We start from the raw sequence: 21,237 nt of genomic DNA on the forward strand, positions 1-21,237 counted from the left end.
AGGAGAATAATTAACATGAGTGATGGAATGACAGAAGCATACCGTGGGACTTATTTCAAAGACTGTAGCAAACCAATAACCAAGAAAAAAATCAACAAATACCACCAACCCAAAGGCAAATGGCTTAATTTAGACCGCCCCAATAAAACTTTTAAAAACAAAAAGAAATTAGCTGAAAACAAACGAATAAAGGTAAGTGAAGGCGGTGAATGATGTTTATTATAACAATTTTTACAACAATTAGCAATTTTATTCTAAATTATACCAAAGGATTTAGCACTACCGAAATACTTGAACGAAGAATGGATGGAATCCAAACAACGCTTTTCACTATTCTTATTGTTTCTGGTTTCAAACCTATTTTTAAATTAATTACAAATATTATTGTTTTTATTAAAGATTTAGTTGTAGCTTTCTTTTTCCCCAACAAAAAACTACAAAACTTAGAAATTAAAAGTGCCAGACAAGAATACCTAGAACAACAATTATTACAAAAAATAGATAAAATCAATGCAAATCAAGAAAAACTCCAATCCCAAATAGAAGCACAAAGAGTTAAAGTTGCGAAATGGAAAGAAAAAAAAGCAAGAAAAAATTCAAATAAAAACCAATCTAATTCAATTATAAACAAGGAGGATGAAAATGAATGATCTAAATTTCGCAATCGGTTTTATAGTTGGCGCTCTATTTACAACTGCTTTAATGTTTATCATTAAAAAAATATTTTTTAATTTTGTACCATTGCCAGAAATCAATCAAAAAAATGAAACACAAAAAGAAAGTAAACCCAAAAAATCATTTTCAATTATTCCAAATCCAAATAACGAATCAAAAGAAAAAAACAATTTAGAAAGTAACAAAGAAATAAATAATTAATACAAAGGAGAAAAAACATGATCAAAAAAATAATACAAACCAAAAAAACAAATAAAAAATCAACCGAATTAAAAAATAAAAAAGTAATAAATTCAAAATCAAGTCCACCAAGCAAAACAATGGTAGTAAAAGTACCAACCACCCCAGAAAAACAACCAACTCAAACAACTTCCAATAACAACAAAAGCAATTTATTAAAACCATTTATAAATTTAACTATCGTTTTATATTTTATTTTACATGTCAACGTTATTTATTACCAAAACCAAATCCCTTGGTTAACCACAGGTATAAATAATTTAATTGATATCATTAAATCAACCTTAGGAGGTAAATAATCATGAAAAAAACAAAACAAAAGCCAAATAACAAAATTATAATTGTCCTGACAATTTTAATTTGTTCTTTTTTTGCAATTAGTTCTTGCATTGCTCTTAATAATTATTTCTCACGCCAAAGACAAGAAAACATTAAATTAATGAGTAAAAATGATGCCCCTTTATTTGAAGTAAATAGAGTAAGCGGTAATAATGAAGATAAAACCCTTATCCCTTTACCTATGCCTAATTTAAATCCAAATAAATTTCATCACACAGTGACTATCAATCATCAAGCCATTTTGAAAACAAATGGATTTGACATTAGTGTTCCTTTATATCTAAAAATAACTCCAAAATATGACACTCATAACACTTTTTTAAATCCTGAATCACTCTTTAACTTAGAAGTTAAAAATAATAACACACTCTATGATGACACCAATCGCAAACAAATGGTTAACGATAATGATGGCAAATCCAATATCAATATTCAAATTAAATTAGAACAAAACGATTTTGTTCAAGCAACAAATCCACAATTAACCTTAGTTCTTGACTATGAATTAGTGGATAAAAATGGAAACGCACTTAGCGGTAGTGGCACCACTCTAAACACCAAAATTGAAAATTTAGTTTAAATAAAAAAATAAGACTAAGTTAAGAAAACTTAGTCTTATTTTAGAAAGGAAATAAATTATGAAAACCAAAAACCAAACTTCCACCCAACCACTTTTCTTAAAAGCAATGACAATCATCATTTTGTTTCTTTTATTTTGGTTAGCAACTTATGTCTGGATTCATCACCAAACTTTAAGTCAAACCGAAAAAGAAATTATTTCTTTTAAAAATAAATTAGAAGCCACCCAAACTTTAAGTGAAGAACAAAAAAATATATTAAAGCAAGAATTACAACAAGCAGAAACCAAAAAGAAAGAACAAACTGAAGAAATTGATAATAATTCTTCAACAAACCCAAAACAATTAAATTCAGAAGGAGTTGTTTTTCAACCTGCTGACTCTCAAAAATTTATAGGTTTTGACAAATTAATCGGTTTTAAAGAAGAATTACAAGCAGTTCAAGGATTTATTGATTATTTAAAAAACCCTGAAAACTACCAAGGTATTGGCGAAGTTGAATCACCCCTAGGAATTTTAATGTATGGTTGCCCTGGAACAGGTAAAACCACTTTAGCACGAGCACTTGCCAAAGAAACCAATTTACCATTCTTTGAAGTTAATAGTTCCCTTTTTCCCAAAAGTATAAAGGGGTAGCGCCACAAATGGTAAAAGATTTATTCACTGATGCAAGAATTGCTGCAGAAGAGTGTAATGGGGCGATCATCTTTTTAGATGAATGTGAAACTATTTTCACTAATTTAAGTATGTTAGAAGCAGGTTCAGAAATCGCAAATGTTGTAAACCAATTCAAAATGGAAATGACTTCCCAGGATAATAACCCTGAAAAACCAATTTTCATTATTGGCGCAACAAACCAATACCATCTGATTGATGAAGCGATTAAATCCCGTTTTGCGTACAATATCGAAGTAAAACCAGGAAATAAAACTGAACGACAACAAATGCTAGAATTCTTAATTGAAAAAAGAAAAAATCCTTACAGTGAAGAAACAAAACAGTATTTATTTGAAGTTATTAACGAAGCTTTAGAAAACTTACCACAAAATAAAGAATTCTTAAAAGCTAATCGTACCTTAGAAAACTTATTAAAAACTACTGTTAGTATTTTTGCCAAAAACCGTGGTAAAGGTGAAAACAAAAGAAATGAAATTAACAAAGAAGATTTAAAACAGGCTTATCAATTGATTATTTCACCAGATACTACTTTATTAGACCAAATTGAAAATCAATTAAAACCGAAAGGAGGTGAATAATCTATGTTATCACCATTAGACGTACTGAAAGTTTTTATTAATTTAAAATCTTATTTAACGTGGTTTTTGATTGCTACTACTGTTTTTGGCCTTTTTTGTTTCATCAAAAACAAATTTTTTCACAATCAAAACACCACAACCCTAAAAAGTTATTTTATTTCCTTTTTAATTATTCTTGCCTTATTCAGTTTTCTTTACTTATCTTTCTTTCATAAGACCGAACCATCATCTAAATACACAGGTCAATTAATTGAAAAAATTGGTGAAGCAATTAAAAAATACGATGAAACAATTAATAACTACAATGGTTTAAAAAAAGATTGGGAAAATGAATTAACAAAATGTGAAAAAGAACTCAAAGACCTTTACGAACAAAAAGAAATAACCCAAGAATCCAAAGATAAAATCAAAGAGGTATTGGATAACAATGAAACAAAAATTAAAGAAATAAAAGAAAAATTAAGTAAAAATACCGAAAATATCACTATCTTAAAAGGTAAACTTTTACAATTAGAACAAGACAAAGAAGCTAAAGAAAAAGAAATTAAACAAAAACAAGAAGAAGAAAAATTAGCTTCTCCTGATGACAAAATAAAATTACAAGCAAAAATTAAAAAACTTCAAGGCGAAAAATATGAAATAATGGAACAAATAGCACAAGTTTCAACCCAAATCGGCAAATTAGAAACCACCCAAAAAACTCTAACAGAACAACTAGGTCGTGCCGAAGAATTTAAAAAAAGATTAATCCAATCGCTCGATAAATTATCAGAAAAATTTAAAAAACTATCAACAATTATTACAACCGAAGAACAACGTAAAGCTGAAATTCAAAAAAACATTGATGAAATTAACGAAAAAATGAATCAAATTAAAAAAGAACAAAAATTTTATCAACACCTAAAAGAAACATATCAAGAAATGTATAATCGTGCGCTAACTTATGAAAAAGAAAACGAATTTAGTTTTGGTAACGTAACTAAAGCCGCTTTTAAAGCTTTTGATAAAGTTACTGACTTAATCCCCGCTAAATACGGATTGAAAATATTAGGTAAAACTGCGAGCGTTACTAGAAGATTCGCACAAGGTGCGACTAAAGTTACTTTAGTTCTTCACGAAGGCCATCGTTTATGGCATATGTATAATGAAGTAGTTAATGAAAACAAAGAACATCCACTAATGATTACCAAAGAAGCTTTAGAAATGTATACTCGAGATATTGACCATGATTTAGCCAAACTTGACGCTGACTACAAAGATTACGAAAAGAAAAAAGAGGAATATCAAAAATCTAACAATGAAGTTTCTATTAAAGAGGAGTTAAGGAACTGGGAAGACCAAAATGAAAAACATGGCGCCAAAATCGAACAAGAATGGAAGGACTGGATCAATGAATACGCCAAAATCAATGATGAATTAGAAAAAAAGCTAAAAGAAGTTTCAGGAAAAAACGTAACAAAGTTAGTAGTTAAAGAAGCTGGTTTAGAACAAGAACTAGAAACAAAAAACGAAGAAATCGAAAACGCAAAAGAAGAATTAAAACAAAAAAATCCTAGTTATGCTCGCGCCCAAAAACGCTACGAAGAAAAACGTCGTCCTAAAATACCTGAAATGGTTATGATTCCAAATAAATAATTATTTTTTTAAAACATTTAAAAAATAAAGTTGTATAATAGTGATATATTCATATTTCAATATTTGATAATAATCACTATTATCGGAAAGGAAATGAAATTTATGAATAATAATAATTTTTTTAAAAAATGTTTAGTAATTATAATCATTATTATCGCAGTTATTGTTGGTATTGGTATTTATTACAAGACCAATAATTCTTTAAAACAAGAACAACAAGAAGATCCTAATTCAGAATTTTTTAAAAAAAATCCAAGTACAAAAGTTATTAAAGAATTAATTGATTTGAGAGAAAGAGAAAAAAATAAATTAAATGATATTTCTTCTAACCCTTTATGTAGAGAAGATTTAAAAAAAGAAATATTAGAAATTTTAAAAAAAATAATTGTATCAAAGAAAATGTTATTAATAGTTGTCGAAAAAGTGGTATTTTTAATAGTTTTTCTAAAAAAGACCAAGAAGAATTTGTGGAAAAACAATATATCGAATATTTAAAAAAAGATATAGAAAATTTAACAAATACATATAATAAATTACCTCATAATTTTTTATATAAAAAAATTATTTCACCAACTAATTTTGACAAAATCAAAGCTTATATTCTTTCAGGAACCGATGACAAATCTTTATTACCAAATAATCTTTCCCAAGAAGAAAAATCAAAAATCAATCAACAAAGAGACGAGTTAATTAATAGTTTAAAAAAGATGAAACAAGAATGGAACCCATGGATCGATGAATATCAACAAAAATGCGATGATTTTGTTCGCGAAATTAAAGAAATTCAAGATAAATTTCCTTCATTAAAGTCTCAAGAAACCAAGTTAGAACAGCAAGAGGAAGCTAAAAATCAAACCATCAAAAACCTTCAATATCAATGCGGCGAAATTGACCCATCTTATGCAAAAATCCTTAAAAGAAGATGTAATATTGAAATTACCAACCCCAAATCCCCAAATAAAATCGAATCAGAAAGATTACAAGCAGAAATTAAAAAACTTCAAGGCGAAAAATATGAAATAATGGAACAAATAGCACAAGTTTCGACCCAAATCGGCAAATTAGAAACCACCCAAAAAACTCTAACAGAACAACTAGGTCGTGCCGAAGAATTTAAAAAAAGATTAATTGAATCGCGCGATAAATTATCAGAAAAATTTAAAGACTTAACTATCTCTAGTCTCCAATCCCTCTATAACATCACCTCAGACGAGGGATAAAAAAATTAAAGGAGTTATAAATTAATGTTTAAATTAAAAAAACAATTATACTTATTTAAAATAGTTTTATTTATTTGTTTAGGATTATTATTTGTTATTAACAATCATCAAGTCATGGCGATGGAAAACAACAAAGGAAAACAAATTTTAAATGATGAACCGAGCGATCAAGAAATTAATATTTTTTTTAAATTAGTAAAAAAAAGTCAAGAAAATATCAAACAACTAAAACAAAAACACCCTCATTTAAAAAATGCTTCCATAAAAGAAATAGAAAATTTCTTATCTTTTAACACAAACCAACAACAAACAAATAATAATAAAAAACGAAAATTAGATTTAAATACAATTCCAGAAGAAAACTAAAGGGAGTTTTTCATAACAAACCAATTTTAATTATAAATTAAAACCCTAAAATACCCCTAAAACACATTATTTTAACCCATAATGGGGTTTTAAAGATGTTATTTGAAGTTAATTCAAATTGTATTTTTAAAACATTTTAAATGCCGATATTTTAATTAAAAAAAATTATACTACTGCATTAATATAAAATTTAAAATACAATTAAATTTTAATAGACTCTCTCTATGAGAGTCTTTTTTTATACCCAAATTCATCCAAATCAAACAAAAAGAGCAAAAAACCAAATAAAGAAGGAACAAATCAAAAAAATGAATAATCAAAAACCAAAAAAATTAATTAAACAATTAAAAATCATCAAAAAATATGTTAAAATATACAATATAAAAAATAGGAAGGGAATAAATATGAAAACATCCATCATCCCCAACCAAAACCAAATTAACGTTTTTGATGTTGCACTTTACATTGTTGAAAATAATCCTCATCCAACTACTAAAATGAAACTAAATAAAATGATTTATTACGCTCAAGCAAAACATTTAGTGCAAACTAAAAAACCTCTTGTAAAAGAACAAATCCAAGCTTGGATTTATGGTCCTGTTTTTCCTGAATTGTGCGCACAACTAAAAGAATTTACTTATAAACCGTTAAATCCCGATTCTTTATCAATGGGAGATGCAACTAAAATAAATGCCGCTCAAAAACAAATCCTTGATGATATTATTTCATTATACGGCAACAAAGAAGCCAATTTTTTATCTCAACAAACTCACGAAGAAGACCCATGGAAAAATACATATTATATCAATTCCGATTGGTCTAAAAACATTATTAAAAACAAAGATATTTTAGAATATTTTTCTAAAAACACTAAACACATTTGTTAATATGAAACAAACAGTTAATAATCTTTTTCGTTATCGATTCGATCAAAATTTAACAGATATTTCAAGTTTTAAAACAATAAAAGGTTTTAAAGAAGTTTTAGAAAAAGTTATCGCACCTTTAAATAAATATATTGAGTATACATGGCATCAAATCAAAAAATCGCATAATAAAGGTCCTAGATATCATGTAGTCCAACCTAGCACCCTTTCTCGAAAAGGGTTTGCTCGTGTCATTAACCTTTCTGAAGATGAACCTATTTTTCAAATATCTCTTAATTTGCAAGAACGCGTTTATGGTATAACTGTTGTAAATATTTTGTTATTATCGCCTATGATCCAAACCATAAAGGAAATACAAAGAAAAAATAAATTATTGCATTAATATAAAATTCAAAATACAATTAAATTTTAATAGACTCTCTCTATGAGAGTCTTTTTTTATACCCAAAAATAACCAAATTAAACAAAAAATTAAAAAAGAAAGGAAATAATTTTAAATGAATAAACAAGACTTAAAAAAATTAATCAAACAATTTAAATCACAAATTCCAACAGGCTATGATATAATTATAAAAAAAAGGAGAAAATTAAAAATGGAAAAGAATAATGAAATAAATGTCTTTAATGTAGTTAATTGTTTGATTAATCATGTTGATACACAAGAATATAAAGTTTCTAATATGAAAATAAATAAATTGTTATATTATATCCAAGGATATTATGTTGCTAAATACGATAAACCATTATTTAATGAGCCAATAGAAGCTTGGTTGTTTGGACCAGTTATTCCACATGTTTATGGAAAATTTCTCGAATTTGTCGACCGCCCAATAACTAATAATTATGTTTGTTTCGAAGCATCCGAAACCGAATTAAACGAAGAAGCAAAAAACATTATTTATAAAGTAATCGATAAATACGTCAAGATATCATCATACAATTTAAGCGTTATGACGCATGAAGAAAGTCCTTGGAAAAATGCATACAATCCTCGCCGAAAATGGAAAAACAATATTATTAGTCCTTCATTTTTAAAAGATTTTTTTAAAAATAAAATAATTTAACAATTTCAAGGAGCGAAAACGGTTTTGAAAAAATTAAACTTGAAAAATTTTGATGAAATTATTCAAACGATTAACAGTATTTGCGTTAACATTTCTAGAAGTAAAAATTTACAAAAAAGTAATAACGCGCAAGGAAAAGAACAAGATATGGAAGCTATTTATAGAGATACCATTTCCCTTAATTTAAACAGTTATCCTTCTATTTTTCGGAATCAGGTATCTTGTGAGACACAAAACAAGCATGGCAAAGCGGATATCGTAATACATTTTGATGACTCAAAAAAATATGTTGCGGAATGCGCCGTTCTAAAAAAAGAAGAAAATCAAACATTAGTAAACAAAATCGAAAACAAATATCGACAATTACTTTATAATACGACAGACAAAGATAATAAAATTTCATTGCTTTTTTTGTTTTAAAAAAAGTTTTTGATTCTAATAATATTTTTAAAATAATCGAAAATTTTATAGAAAAAGAAAACTCCGAATATAAAATTCATGAAACAATAACAAAATATCAGAATAATGATTGGGTAATAAAAACAAGACCGACGCGTTTTCCTGAAATAGATTTTTTTATTCATATTGGAATTTATGATTTTTTTTATAAAGTGGATTACGCCAAATATCAAAAAACAAACAAGAAAAACATTGAAGAAAACACAAAAAAACAAGAAAAAACCTTAACAAATAAGGAGTTATAAGTTAAAATGATGCAAATAAAAAATAAATTACATCTTTTACCATTATTTTTAATGAGTTTTTTAGGATTATTCGCTTTCATCAATATTAATCCAGTTATGGCAACGGATCCAAAACTTCCAGAAACTAGTAGCAGGCAACCTGTTAATCAGAACTTTACTATTGAAGAAAACATAATTAATTTAAAACAGAAAATTTATGATAATGCAACCAAAATAACAAACATAGATAAAGAATTACAAGGAAGTATCACTGATAATCAAAAAGAAAATCTCTTAAAATTAAAAGAAAATTACAAACAATTAATTGATAATCAAAAAGAACAATTAAAAACTTATAAAAACCTTTTAAACAATTTAAATGATGAAAATAACTAAAAATATTATCAACATAAAAATTATCTTTTTTATAAAAAACCCCTTTCCAAAAGGGGTTTTTTTATTTAACCATACTTACTCATCCAAATAACAAGACTTCTTTAAACAAGAGTCTTTTTTTATACCCAAAAATAACCAAATTAAACAAAAAATTAAAAAAAAGAAAGGAAATAATTTTAAATGAATAAACAAGACTTAAAAAAATTAATAATTATGTTATTAATTATTAATTTCAATTTTGTCCTTTCCATCAATTCTCATTCTTCTTTTTTTCATAATCAAACCAAAAGCAAAATTAAATTAGCAGATTACCAAACCCCCACCAAGAAACCCATCGACAAATATAATAACGCTGTTAAAAAAATAACAATTAGGAATTCGCGATTATGTTAAAAAAACTCAAAATTAGGAAGCTCATTATGATGGTGGTGTGTGGTCTTTTAAGTTTTATTCCTTTAACCTTCGCCGCGCAAATCTCATATCACCCCAACGGTAAAATCAAGTCCATCAGCGAGTACGACCCCCAAACAGGGAATAGAATCAAGTATACCTCATACAATTATGACGGTACAATTGACTTCATCAGCGAGTACGACCCCCAAACAGGGAAGCTAATCAAGCAGAACAAACAATCTCCAAGTAAAACCCTCGGGCGTTCCTTTTTCCATCGACAAACCAAATCAACTATAAAACTAGCTGATTATAAAACCCTTCAAGAAGAGTGGTTAACCTTCCAACCTAAAATGAAAAGGTATGATATCAGCGTTTTATCCAAAGAAAGTATTCCTGAAATTTTAAAATATGTTGGGATTAAAAGTGATGTTATCGCATATGATAACTTTAACACTCCTTCTTATAATTCTAACAATGATAGTATTTTTTACTGGCATATCAAAGATCCACCAGAAGGACTCATGGGTGTCTATTTTAAACCCCGCTCTAATCCCTTTAATATTAAATATCCTGCTGCAAATAAAAAACACACCTTAGAAGACCTTTTAAAATACGAAATAGCTATTGAAGAAGTTTTTGTTTTTTGGGATGCTCAACAAAAAACTCAGGAAGAAAAGGTCAATGTGGAAGTAATCAGCTTCGATATCTTTGTTGACCAAAGTAAAGAAGAAGTGATTAATAATTACTTAATCCAACAGAAAATCATCCAAAAACCCAAACTAATTAAATTAGGTTGTTATAATATTACCCCTACCACAGGTTTAATCGCTCCTTTACCTTCAGGAGAATTTCATGGTATTGAAATTGCTTCTATTTACTTTGATGATGGGGTTCGTCTGCTACCTGAAAACGAAAATACTAGAGATTTAAAATGTAGAATAGAACACCAGGAACAAAGGTTAGAACAAGCTTTAAAAGAGTTAAGTCAAACTAAAAATGAAGAATTAAAAGAGAGTTTTGCAATATTAATTGCATTTTTACAAAAAACAACCAAAACACTTTACCAAGAAATGATAACTAACCAAACTTCCACCATTGATGATTTATTGAAACTCTCCAATGGCGCCAAAAACATCTACCTTTTTTCTTTCAATACTCAAAAAAGAATTAAAAGCATCGAATTACCTGATGCTATTGATCCTTACCAAGCCATTCGAACATGGAAAAGAGATAATAATTTATTTGATTATGAAGGTGAATTTATACACCAAACTGGTAGAGTAGAAAACGAATTGTTAATAGCTTCAAATAGAAAAGAGACTATATCGTGTGAACCTCACCAACTTATAAATATTTTTGAAACCGAAAAGGAAAAATTTATTATTTCTTGTAAAGATGAAGAACCAAAATTGCGTATTTTCAATAATTATACTTCTGAATATATTAATTGGTTAAACCAATGTTACATCAAACCTGGCATTTCTTATTCATCTGGAGAAATAAGAGATAAATTTGGTCGTTCATCAAGGGGCATTTATAATCAAAAAGGGGAAAGTTGTCAATATCATTATGTTCCAGGATTTTTCATAGATGATTGGTACATTAATGGGATTAACTGTGTTGGCTCAAACATTACTTTTTATAATTTTTATGGCACCACTCCGCCACCCAAAAAACCTCAAGAAATAAATATTAATTGATATTAAGACCTTATAATGAAGGTCTTTTTTCATTTTGGGGGTTTTTCAAACCTGGACCAAAATTAATATCAATTTATTAAAACCGCCACTTTGAATGAAATAATATATTTTATTAAAGAGTTAATCAAAATTTTAATGTTATAATCTTGATTTGAGGTATAATTAGGATAGTTTATATAACTAATTTCAATTTAAGTAGGGTAAATGCCTCTATTTATCTTAAAATTTTAAGTTGTTGAAAAATTAGTTAAAAAAACAAGAAAGAGGTTATCAAAATGTCAAATACATTAAAACTAAAACCATTTGTCAAATGGGCGGGTGGAAAAACCCAACTTTGGCCTTTTTTGAAAGTTGTTATGAATGTTAAATATGAAACTTATTTTGAACCTTTTTTAGGAGGTGGGAGTGTATTTTTTAGTTTGGAACCTCAAAAAGCTGTTTTGTCTGATATTAATGAAGAATTGATAACTGCTTGGCATACTTTAAAATCACAATCTCGTGATGTTGTTAATTTATTAAAAACATATATTAAACGTTTAAAATTAGAAAAAAAAGATTTTTATTATCAATTGCGCGACCAAAAAACCTCTTCGTTGGATAATATTTCAAAAACTGCTCGCTTTATTTTTCTTAATAAAACTTGTTTTAATGGTCTTTATCGTGTTAATTCTAAAAATCAATTTAACTCTCCGTTTAATGGAAAAAATGATGTTTGTTTATCAACTATCATTAACGAATCTAATCTTAAAAATATCACATTATTCTTAAAAAAGAATGAAATTAAAATCCAAAACCAAGATTACGCAACAATAGTTGCTCAAACACAAAAAAATGATTTATTGTTTTGTGATCCTCCTTATGATTCAGATACTCAAACTTTTAACAGCTATAATGCATCCCCTTTTAATCAAACAAACCAAAAAGAATTGTTTGAATCTTTAAAAGCAGCTCATTTAAGAGGAGTTAAATGGGTTTTAACTAATCACGACACCCAATTAATTAACCACTTATACAAAGATTTTAATTTTATAAGAATTCCTGTTAATCGTTTTATCAATTCCCAAAGCTGCAATCGGAAAAATAACACCTACGAAACAATTATTACGAATTTTACATTAAGAGATGACCAAATTAAACAAATAAATAATTTATTGTTTTTCAAAGAGTTAAAATCTACATCTTATTTTTTAAAGGATTATGTTTCGTGGGAAAAAGTTAATCATTTTATAAACCAAAATGAAGAAATTATTAAAAAATGGAATAAACTTAAATCCAAAACTGAGCAAGAATTTTATGATAAATTTGAATTGCAATGGCAAGAATTATCAAATACTTTTGAATTTTTGCCAATATTATTAGCTAACAATCGTTTTGCGAAAAACGAAAAATTTATTTATTTTAACAACCAAAACCAAGAAATTACTTTTGACCACCAAGATAAAGAAGTTGTCATTAATTTTATTAAAGAATCAAAACTTCTAACTAATGTTTTTGTAAATTCAAATTTTAATCAAAATATTAAAGATTATATTTTTGGGGTTTTGGTGGGGTTGGATTCTAACTCAAGAAAAAATAAATCAGGAGTTTTGTTGCCTAATTTAATTAAAACTCTTTTAAAAACAAATAATTTCAATTTTCAAGAAGAAGTTCTTTTAACAGACATTTTAAAAGGTGTTGAATTAAAAGAAACAAAAAGAGTGGATTTTGTTTTTAAACATAATAATATAAATTATCTTTTAGAATGTAGTTTTTTTAACACTTCAGGCTCCAAAATTAATAGCGAATTAAAACGTTTGGTAGAATTTAGTAAAACTATCAATAAATTCAAAAATATTCAATTTATTTATGTGATAGAAGGTCCAGGTTTGAAAAAAAACGCATCTTTGTTGGAAAAAACCTTAACGGAAACCAATGTTTTATTCAATATCCATCGTTTTCAAGAATTTTTAAAAAAAATAAAACAAAATTGTATTTTTTAACTCATCGATCTAATAAATTAAACACACACCCATTAAGATTAATTTTTACAACAAACATTATAATTATATTTTGTAATTGAATAAAACTATTTTTAAAAAACACCAAACACATTTAATACCATAAAAAGGTTCCTTTAAGAGGAACCTTTTTTTATTTAATACCCAGCAAATTGATTACAACAAAAAAGTTCATCAAAAAATAAAGTAAGGAGAATGAAATGAAATATCAAATTAAAAAACTATTGAAGCAACTAAAATTCCTTATTCAACGCTAACATTAAAAGCTCTTAACGAAAAATATAAAAAAATATCCCAAAAAATAAAACCTTTAGAGAAACAAGTAAACGTCTTTAAAAAAGAATTAGAAAAGATTGTGAATGAACTTTAAACAATAAACCTTCTTAAAAAGAATTTATTGTTGTTTTTTTAATAAAACCCGATAAAACAGTTTTTTTAACAATCAAGGCTTAAAAAAATAAAGTTATGTTAATAAAACAGAAACTTATTATTAATCAAAAAAACTAGGAGTTAAAATAAATGAAAAATAATTCCAAACAAATTATAAAATAACACTAAATCAACTCTAAAAAAATAATAATCATAAAAAATGTGTTAAAATATATAATGAAAAAGAATAGAAATAAAATAAATATGTAAATATGAACTAAATCACAATAAAATACAATACTTAAATTATTATACTTATAATAATGAATTAAAAAAATAATTCTTCTTGTGTTATTGTTAGTTATTTTTATTGGAAAAAAACAATTAAAAAAAGAAAGATAGGTTTTTCAAATGACAAATAAAATTCAATTCGGTCAATTTTTTACTAAAAAACAAAATTGGTTCACAAAACCATTAGAAGAATTTATTTTTGATAATTTAAAAGAAAATCATATTATCTTAGATCCCTTCGCTGGCGAAGGGGATATTTTAAATTTTTTAAAATATTATTTTAAAAATAAAATTAATAATTTAAATTTTATAGGGTATGACATTGATAAGAAATTTGTTAAATATAAAATGAATGATTCTTTAAAAAATATACCTTATGAAAAAAAACATAAATATTTTATATCAACAAATCCTCCGTATTTAGCAAAGAATAGTTGTTATCGTAAAAAATATACACAAACTTATAAAGACTATTTTAAAACATCTAATTTTGCTGATCTTTATTTATTAGCTTTAAGTAAGATGATATCCACAAATCAACCAGGTTTTGCAATTGTCCCAGAAACTTTTATTAATTCAAAATTTGATAAAACCAATGTTAACAGAATTATTATCATTGAACCCAATCCTTTTGAAGATACTACCGTACCTATTTGTATTGTTTGTTTTAATGGCACCAAATTAGAAAAACAAATTATTTATAAAAATGACGATAAAATTGGTTCTTTACAAGAATTAAAAAAATTAAAAATTTTTGTTAAAGAAAAAAGTGAGTTTTTAAAAAAATTACGATTTAACGATGTTAATGGATTTATTGCGTTGTTGGGTGTAGATTCCACAAATCCTGAAAAAAAAATTAAATTCATTCATAAAAATAAATTAAAATATAATATTTCAAATATAAAAACTTCGTCTCGTGCGATTACTATAGTTAACAGTGAAGAATTTAAATATTTAGATGATTCAAAAATTGAAAAAATAATTATTAACGCAAATCAAATTTTAAATACATTTAGAACACAAACTAAGGATGTTTTGTTGTCTCCATTCAAAGGAAATAACAAAGATAATCAACGTAGACGTAGGTTAGATTTTCATTTAGCTAGAAATATTTTAACAAAGGCTTTTATTGATTGTTGTAATAATATAAATGAGGATAGTATTTATGAAAAAGATAAATTATAAAACAAAATATAAAGAACAATTAAAACAAAATTTGGAAAATTTCAATATTAAAGATAAAAAAACTTTAAATAAAATTAAAAAATTTTGTGAAAAATTTAATTTTATTCAAGAAGAAGTAGAAACATCAATTAAACATAATAATTTTTTAAAAGCTTGGTTTATTTTAGAACCTTTAAAACAAAACTTTTATGAAAAAGTATTTGCTGAATTTTTAAAAAATGATATAAATAATATATCCGAAGTGTGTAAACCTAAAAGTATTTTTATAAAAAAACAAGAAATAGTTCAAAAAAAGAAATAAATCAGTATATCTCATCAAAAGGTAAGTCAATTGATTTTTCTTTTAAATATAAAGATTTAGAAATTATTTTTTATGTTTTTCACAAATATACCAAAGAATCTGGCGGCTCGCAAGATAATCAAAAAAATGATGTAAAAATATCTATTGAAGAAGCCAAAACTGACACCCAAAAATATAATAAAAATATAATGATTTTATTCATTTGTGATGGCGATTATTATAGTGAATATAAAATGAAAGAATTAAAAAAAGTAGCAAATCAACAAAATCTTAAAGTTCTGAGTTCCAACGAACTACAATTTTTTTTGGATCAATTTTATTCACAAATAAAAAACAAAAACTTTTTAAATTAAAAATAAGTTTGAAATAAAAAAGCAAAAATGTTAAACTAATTTAATTGAATTTGGTTTTTATTAATATTATTTGCTAAATTTAATTTAATTGTCAAAAAAATAATTATGATAAAATAAATATAATTAATGCCTTTAATTTGAAGGTTTTTTTATATTCAAATTTTAATTAAAAAAAGAAATAACAATTTAATAAAAAATATTCTTTTAAAGATAAAAAAGAATTAGAAATAAAAAATAAATATAGTTTTAGAAAAAAATTGTAAATAATTCTATAATTTTAAATTTTATTTTTATATTATAAGACCTTCAAAATTGAAGGTCTTTTTTTATATTCAAATGAACCCTTATGCTTTCAGTTTTTCTTTTGTTTATGAACAATAATAATAAAATTTATTAAGGAGTTAAAATAACAAATCACAAAGTTTATTAACCAAAATAATTCTTTTATAATTACTATTCCATATCATAAAAACGAAGAACAAACAAATAAAAGACATATTTATCAGATTTGCTATTTACCGAAAGACATTTTTAAAATAAGCAAACTAAATATTTGGAAAAAAAAGAAAAAAGATTATTTTTTAATTAACAATAAAGGAGTAGAATTTAAAATTGCACCTAGTATGAGTTGGCAAATATGGTGGACTATTCCTTTAAAATTAATTCAAGAAAAAAGTGAAATTTTAAAAGTTTAATCTTTATCAATCCAGTCAAACAATACATTACCCTTTATACGAAGAAATTTAATACTAAAAATGATGAAGAATCATCAAAATAAAGAGCAATAGAATAAAATAATATTAAGACCGACTTTTAAGTTGGTCTTTTTAATTAATTTAAATGAAATGTGATATTTTCTTAAATAAATAATCAAAATTTTTTTTAACAATTTTGATATAAATTTAAACGAATCATTTTTTAAACTAATATAATTCAAATCAGAAATAGAAACAAACTATGATGCAATTTTTAAGAAGAAAGAAGGGTAAAAAAAATGAAAAATATGACTTCTTTTGATACATTTTTAAGTATCAAAAATATCAAAGGGTTAGATTTTATCTTAAATTTTCTTCAAGTTCATAAAGGCACTATCAAACGTTGGGAAAAACAAAAATCTGTTCCTAAAAATTATGATACAGACTTAAAAAAATAATTAAACAAATTGAAATTGAATATCCACATATTGATATAGTAAAATTCCAAAATAATCATTTAAAAAAGGAAAGAAAATTTGATGAATTTTATACTACTCATAAAATTGCTTTAAATTGTTTTGAAATTTTAAAAAGTAAAATGTTAGAATTAAACCTAAATTTTAATGAATATAATTTTATCGAACCTTCGGCTGGCAATGGAAGCTTTTATAATTTATTGCCTCCAACCAAAAGAATCGGCGTTGAAATTAACCCCCATATTAATAAAAATTACATTATTAAAAATTATTTAGATTTTATTCCCAAAAATAAAACAAAAAATATAGTTTTTGGAAATCCTCCTTTCGGTTTAAGGGGGAATTTAGCATTAAGATTTATTAATCATTCTTATAATTTTGCTGATGTTGTAGCTTTTATTTTACCTCCTTGCTTTAATTCTGATGGAAAAGGAAGTCCTAATTCAAGAGTAAAAGGATATAAATTAGCTTATTCACAAAATTTACCGTTAAATTCTTTTGAATATCCTAATGGTAAAAAAGTTAAAGTATCTACTTGTTTTCAAATTTGGACTAAAATAAACACTCATTTAATAGTTAAAACAAAAATCAAAACTGCTAATAATTTTATTAAAATTTATTCTTTATCTGATGGCGGAACACCAGGAAGCACACGAAATAAAAAAATGTTAGATAAATGCGACTTATATTTACCTAGCACTTGTTTTAAAGGAATGAAAATATATCAATCTTTTTTAGAATTACCAAACAAAAGAGGTTATGGTATTAAAATTTTAAAAAAATATCATGAAATAAAAAAAATATTTATGGATACCGATTGGAAAAAAATAGCTTTTTTATCAACAAACAGTGCTTTAAATTTGCGTATGAGCTTAATTGTTAAAGTTTTGACAGATGCTAATTATTATGATAAATAAATTTAAATTATAAAAAATATCGAAAGAAAAATAATAATGAATAAAAATAATGATGAAATTATTTATTTTTTTGAAGAAGTATATGAATATACTGTTAATAATTTTAAAAAAAATAGCAAATTTAAACCAGATGATTTATATTTTAAAATTAGACACCTTCAAATTGATGCTAGAGGTTCTTTTGGACAAAAATTTATAATGTATGGTTTAAAAAAATGGATTTAAAGCAAGAGATGATGATGATAAAAACAAAGATTGGGATATTAAATTTGAAAATTATAGAATCGAAATTAAAACCGCTACTTTAGATGTAAATGATAAATTTCAACACGAAGGCATTAAAAAAACTAATAATTATGATTTATTGTTATTTTTAGATATAGCGCCTAATCAAATTTTTATAAAAGTTTTTTTATATGATGATATTGATTTTCCAAAATTACATCAAAGAGGTAGTGGTAGGAAAAATTCAACTGGTGTAGGATATAAATTTGATTATTCTTTTCAACGACATTTAAAAGAAAAAAACGAAATTAAATATTTAACTGATTTAAAAAAAATTTTTAATGAATTAAAACAAAAACTAGATAAAAGAAATACATTATGAAAAATATTTTTAACTTAAAAAAGTTAATCAATTATTTATTTATTAAAAAATAAAAAAAATTAAATTTATTTAAAAAAACAAAGCAACTCAAATTAAAAAAACAAAACAAAAAATCAAAGGCTCTCATTACGAGAGTCTTTTTTATGCCCAAATTGAAAATAAAAGGAGAAAATAAATGAAAAACGACACTAATCAAGAAATTAGATTCGGAGGCTGGAACACAAAAACCACTCCGAACGATTTAACTCAAATTAAAAACTTTTTACAAATATTAAAACAAGATTTAATTAACCTCACTATTATCTCTCATTCTAAAAAGAAAAATACCTAACCCTTTATACGAAGAAATTTAATACTAAAAATAATGAAGAATCATCAAAATCAAGAACACATTAACTTTTAAGTTGGTCTTTTTTAATAAATTTGAATTAAATAATATATCTTCTTAAAGAGTTAATCAAAATTTTAATGCTATTGTTATGATTTGAGGCATAATTAGGATAGTTTATATAAATAATTTTAATTAAGTATAGGCAAATACTCATTTATCTTAATATTCATATTTTAATTTGTAACAAATAAATTAATTAAGAGAAAAAAATAAAATAAAAATTAACAATTAAAAACAACTCATAATTTTAACTTCAAATAACCTATTTTAAATACCCCCCAAATCAGAAATGCCTCTTAAACGCATTATTTTGCCTCTCTCGCTTTGATTTAAATTCAATTATGGTAATTACCCTAGTCTTGATTTAGACCCCCTTTATATTCAATTTCGCCTCTAAGTGACCTTCAAAAACCCTTGCAAATACGTACTTTTATTTTTTACAATTTTGGCATAAATTAAAACGAATCATTTTTTAACCTAATTTAGACCCCCTCATTTGAGGGGGATATTTTTTTTATTTTTTTCACTTTTTTCCATTTTTTATCTCTTCTGTCATCATTTTCGCTAGTGTTTATGGTGAGCATTTTGCCCTTTAACCCCGTTATTATATGGCACAACTACCCCAAAATTAAAAACTCCGCATTATTGTGTAAAAAAATTTAATCCATGTCGTTTTATATGCAACTTTTTCTTTTTTTCGGCCTATATATATAATGGTATGTTTCTAATAAGGTTAAACCCGTGGGTAAACCTAAACACCAATTCAAAAAGCCCTCCAAGGCTGTTTTGAATTGGGTTGTGATAGATAATACTTAATTCGGGTTTAACCTTATTAGAAACATATATCATTAATATTATTTTATTTAATATTAATGATACTAATTAAATATAAAAACCTATCAAGAGTTTTTATATTTAATTAGTATATATAAATTTATTATAATATATCATCATTTATAATGTTTAAATGAAATATATTATCTAAACATGTGCCCGTCAAATTTAACAATTTAACGGTCAAATGCCCCCCTAAATCCCCAAAGGGGACTTTATAGTAGGGGGGTAATAGTTAATTGTAATGTTTATCGGCTGACCGCCTAGTTCGCTACGCTCGTCTTTGAATACTAATCATATTATATAATAATTTAATAAATATATTTTAAAATTAACTTTTAATGCATTTTTTAGTTATAATTATTTTTGGAATTAATAAAAAATATTAAGATAATTGGTGTTAATAATGCAAAAATTAAAGAAAAAAATAAGATTATTACAAAATATGATTTGCCACATTCAAACTATTAATAAAAAAATAGTTTTTCAATTGGTTAAACAATTTGTCAAAGACCTCAATTTAACTACTATTTTAAAAACAATTCGTATTAATCGCAGTACTTATTATTATTGGCTAAAAATTGAAAAAAAGTTAAAATTAAAAGAAACAAAACATTTAGTGCAACAACAACGTATTCAAACTTTATGTTTGCAACATGAATATTTTTACGGTCATCGTAAAATTACTGATTTATACCAAGAAATTTTTAACGAATTTATTACTAAGAAAAAAGTTTATCTTATCATGAAAGAAAATAATATTTGTTGTAAGTTAAGGCCTAAAAAAAATAAATATTATTATAAAAATTTAGAATCTAACCTCAAAGTAGTCCCAAATTTAATTAATCAAGACTTTACTACCTCCCAACCCATGAAAAAACTATTTACCGATATTACTTATTTTCCCACTCCCCAAGGATTTATTTATTTTTCGTGTATTATTGATTCTTTTAATAATCAAATTATTGCTTCTCATACTTCAAACCGACAAAATAAAGAATTAATTTTAAATACCATTAAAAAAATTCCTCCTTTAAAAAACCCTTGTATTATTCATTCAGACCAAGGTAAAGTTTATCAATCTCTAAAAGTACAAAAAGTTTTAACTAAAAAAGGGTTTTTAATTAGTATGTCTCGTAAAGCAACCCCACGTGATAACGCTGTCATTGAAAATCTTTTTGGCCAGATGAAAAGTATTTTATCCAACCAACATCCTTTTTTATTCCAAAAACCCCAAGCTAAAATCAAAAAAATTATCAATCAATTTCCTTCTTTTTGGAATAATAAATGGTTATTAACTAAATTAAATAATTTATCACCCTTACAATATTTGCAAAATATTTAAAAAACATTTTTTAAAAATATAAATTCATAACCTTTTTAAAAAGG

The 21,237-nt window shown here is 25.1% G+C and carries 24 protein-coding genes and 2 pseudogenes; all 26 read left to right on the top strand.

What is annotated here, in order from left to right:
* Positions 1 to 15: 15 nt before the first annotated feature.
* The 26 genes and pseudogenes from JAHGCCOI_RS01695 to JAHGCCOI_RS01820 all read left to right on the top strand — a co-directional run bounded on the left by JAHGCCOI_RS01695 (position 16) and on the right by JAHGCCOI_RS01820 (position 21,193).
* Complete coding sequence (locus JAHGCCOI_RS01695) at positions 16 to 213, top strand: hypothetical protein (protein WP_479491966.1); 198 nt, start codon at positions 16 to 18, stop codon at positions 211 to 213.
* Positions 213 to 650, top strand: coding sequence for a hypothetical protein (locus JAHGCCOI_RS01700; protein WP_479491967.1), 438 nt, complete (start codon positions 213 to 215; stop codon positions 648 to 650). The genes JAHGCCOI_RS01695 and JAHGCCOI_RS01700 overlap by 1 nt, the downstream gene beginning before the upstream one ends.
* Complete coding sequence (locus JAHGCCOI_RS01705; protein ID WP_339332283.1) at positions 643 to 876, top strand: hypothetical protein; 234 nt, start codon at positions 643 to 645, stop codon at positions 874 to 876. The genes JAHGCCOI_RS01700 and JAHGCCOI_RS01705 overlap by 8 nt, the downstream gene beginning before the upstream one ends.
* Positions 877 to 893: 17 nt before the next feature.
* Positions 894 to 1,214, top strand: coding sequence for a hypothetical protein (locus JAHGCCOI_RS01710; RefSeq protein ID WP_479492189.1), 321 nt, complete (start codon positions 894 to 896; stop codon positions 1,212 to 1,214).
* Positions 1,215 to 1,216: 2 nt separating this feature from the next.
* A complete protein-coding gene (locus JAHGCCOI_RS01715; RefSeq protein ID WP_479492229.1) occupies positions 1,217 to 1,834 on the top strand; it encodes a hypothetical protein in 618 nt (205 codons plus the stop codon).
* 58 nt (positions 1,835 to 1,892) lie between these two features.
* Positions 1,893 to 3,088 (top strand): annotated as a pseudogene (locus JAHGCCOI_RS01720) (AAA family ATPase).
* Between the two features lie 3 nt (positions 3,089 to 3,091).
* The gene (locus JAHGCCOI_RS01725; RefSeq protein WP_479492230.1) at positions 3,092 to 4,723 is read left to right on the top strand and encodes a DNA double-strand break repair protein Rad50; all 1,632 of its coding nucleotides are present in this window, start codon (positions 3,092 to 3,094) and stop codon (positions 4,721 to 4,723) included.
* A 102-nt stretch (positions 4,724 to 4,825) separates the two neighbouring features.
* Positions 4,826 to 5,218 (top strand): hypothetical protein, encoded by a 393-nt coding sequence (locus JAHGCCOI_RS01730; RefSeq protein ID WP_479492022.1) that lies wholly within the window; start codon positions 4,826 to 4,828, stop codon positions 5,216 to 5,218.
* Positions 5,191 to 5,943 carry a hypothetical protein gene (locus JAHGCCOI_RS01735; RefSeq protein WP_479492231.1) on the top strand — a complete coding sequence of 251 codons (753 nt, stop codon included), beginning with the start codon at positions 5,191 to 5,193 and terminating at the stop codon, positions 5,941 to 5,943. Before JAHGCCOI_RS01730 ends, JAHGCCOI_RS01735 begins: the two co-directional genes overlap by 28 nt.
* A gap of 24 nt (positions 5,944 to 5,967) precedes the next feature.
* Positions 5,968 to 6,309: an SVM family protein gene (locus JAHGCCOI_RS01740; protein WP_479491972.1), complete on the top strand. Its 342-nt coding sequence runs from the start codon at positions 5,968 to 5,970 to the stop codon at positions 6,307 to 6,309.
* Positions 6,310 to 6,617: 308 nt separating this feature from the next.
* On the top strand, positions 6,618 to 7,196 hold the full coding sequence (locus JAHGCCOI_RS01745; protein ID WP_479491973.1) for a Panacea domain-containing protein: 579 nt from the start codon (positions 6,618 to 6,620) through the stop codon (positions 7,194 to 7,196).
* Position 7,197: 1 nt separating this feature from the next.
* Positions 7,198 to 7,578 (top strand): hypothetical protein, encoded by a 381-nt coding sequence (locus JAHGCCOI_RS01750; RefSeq protein ID WP_479492232.1) that lies wholly within the window; start codon positions 7,198 to 7,200, stop codon positions 7,576 to 7,578.
* A 115-nt stretch (positions 7,579 to 7,693) separates the two neighbouring features.
* Positions 7,694 to 8,260 carry a Panacea domain-containing protein gene (locus JAHGCCOI_RS01755; RefSeq protein WP_479492009.1) on the top strand — a complete coding sequence of 189 codons (567 nt, stop codon included), beginning with the start codon at positions 7,694 to 7,696 and terminating at the stop codon, positions 8,258 to 8,260.
* Positions 8,261 to 8,284: 24 nt separating this feature from the next.
* Positions 8,285 to 8,680 carry a hypothetical protein gene (locus JAHGCCOI_RS01760; protein WP_479492010.1) on the top strand — a complete coding sequence of 132 codons (396 nt, stop codon included), beginning with the start codon at positions 8,285 to 8,287 and terminating at the stop codon, positions 8,678 to 8,680.
* 290 nt (positions 8,681 to 8,970) lie between these two features.
* A complete protein-coding gene (locus JAHGCCOI_RS01765) occupies positions 8,971 to 9,339 on the top strand; it encodes an SVM family protein (RefSeq protein WP_121463809.1) in 369 nt (122 codons plus the stop codon).
* Between the two features lie 180 nt (positions 9,340 to 9,519).
* The gene (locus tag JAHGCCOI_RS01770; protein WP_227807313.1) at positions 9,520 to 9,732 is read left to right on the top strand and encodes a hypothetical protein; all 213 of its coding nucleotides are present in this window, start codon (positions 9,520 to 9,522) and stop codon (positions 9,730 to 9,732) included.
* The gene (locus JAHGCCOI_RS01775) at positions 9,726 to 11,432 is read left to right on the top strand and encodes a DUF2963 domain-containing protein (protein WP_479492233.1); all 1,707 of its coding nucleotides are present in this window, start codon (positions 9,726 to 9,728) and stop codon (positions 11,430 to 11,432) included. Before JAHGCCOI_RS01770 ends, JAHGCCOI_RS01775 begins: the two co-directional genes overlap by 7 nt.
* A 275-nt stretch (positions 11,433 to 11,707) precedes the next feature.
* Positions 11,708 to 13,411, top strand: coding sequence for a DpnII family type II restriction endonuclease (locus JAHGCCOI_RS01780; protein ID WP_479491976.1), 1,704 nt, complete (start codon positions 11,708 to 11,710; stop codon positions 13,409 to 13,411).
* A gap of 798 nt (positions 13,412 to 14,209) precedes the next feature.
* Positions 14,210 to 15,274: a TRM11 family methyltransferase gene (locus JAHGCCOI_RS01785; RefSeq protein WP_212775580.1), complete on the top strand. Its 1,065-nt coding sequence runs from the start codon at positions 14,210 to 14,212 to the stop codon at positions 15,272 to 15,274.
* A complete protein-coding gene (locus JAHGCCOI_RS01790; protein ID WP_479492012.1) occupies positions 15,255 to 15,575 on the top strand; it encodes a hypothetical protein in 321 nt (106 codons plus the stop codon). The genes JAHGCCOI_RS01785 and JAHGCCOI_RS01790 overlap by 20 nt, the downstream gene beginning before the upstream one ends.
* Before the next feature lie 1,347 nt (positions 15,576 to 16,922).
* Complete coding sequence (locus JAHGCCOI_RS01795; protein WP_479492234.1) at positions 16,923 to 17,081, top strand: hypothetical protein; 159 nt, start codon at positions 16,923 to 16,925, stop codon at positions 17,079 to 17,081.
* A 140-nt stretch (positions 17,082 to 17,221) separates the two neighbouring features.
* Positions 17,222 to 18,016 carry an SAM-dependent methyltransferase gene (locus JAHGCCOI_RS01800; RefSeq protein ID WP_479492014.1) on the top strand — a complete coding sequence of 265 codons (795 nt, stop codon included), beginning with the start codon at positions 17,222 to 17,224 and terminating at the stop codon, positions 18,014 to 18,016.
* A 36-nt stretch (positions 18,017 to 18,052) separates the two neighbouring features.
* Entirely contained in the window at positions 18,053 to 18,241 is a 189-nt protein-coding gene (locus JAHGCCOI_RS01805) for a hypothetical protein (RefSeq protein WP_479492015.1), read from the top strand.
* Between the two features lie 139 nt (positions 18,242 to 18,380).
* Entirely contained in the window at positions 18,381 to 18,623 is a 243-nt protein-coding gene (locus JAHGCCOI_RS01810; RefSeq protein WP_479491995.1) for a hypothetical protein, read from the top strand.
* A gap of 175 nt (positions 18,624 to 18,798) precedes the next feature.
* Positions 18,799 to 18,951 (top strand): annotated as a pseudogene (locus tag JAHGCCOI_RS01815) (phase variable surface lipoprotein); the annotation flags it as partial.
* A gap of 1,303 nt (positions 18,952 to 20,254) precedes the next feature.
* Complete coding sequence (locus JAHGCCOI_RS01820; protein ID WP_479492235.1) at positions 20,255 to 21,193, top strand: IS3 family transposase; 939 nt, start codon at positions 20,255 to 20,257, stop codon at positions 21,191 to 21,193.
* Positions 21,194 to 21,237: the final 44 nt, after the last annotated feature.

This window comes from Mulberry dwarf phytoplasma, from assembly GCF_056504655.1.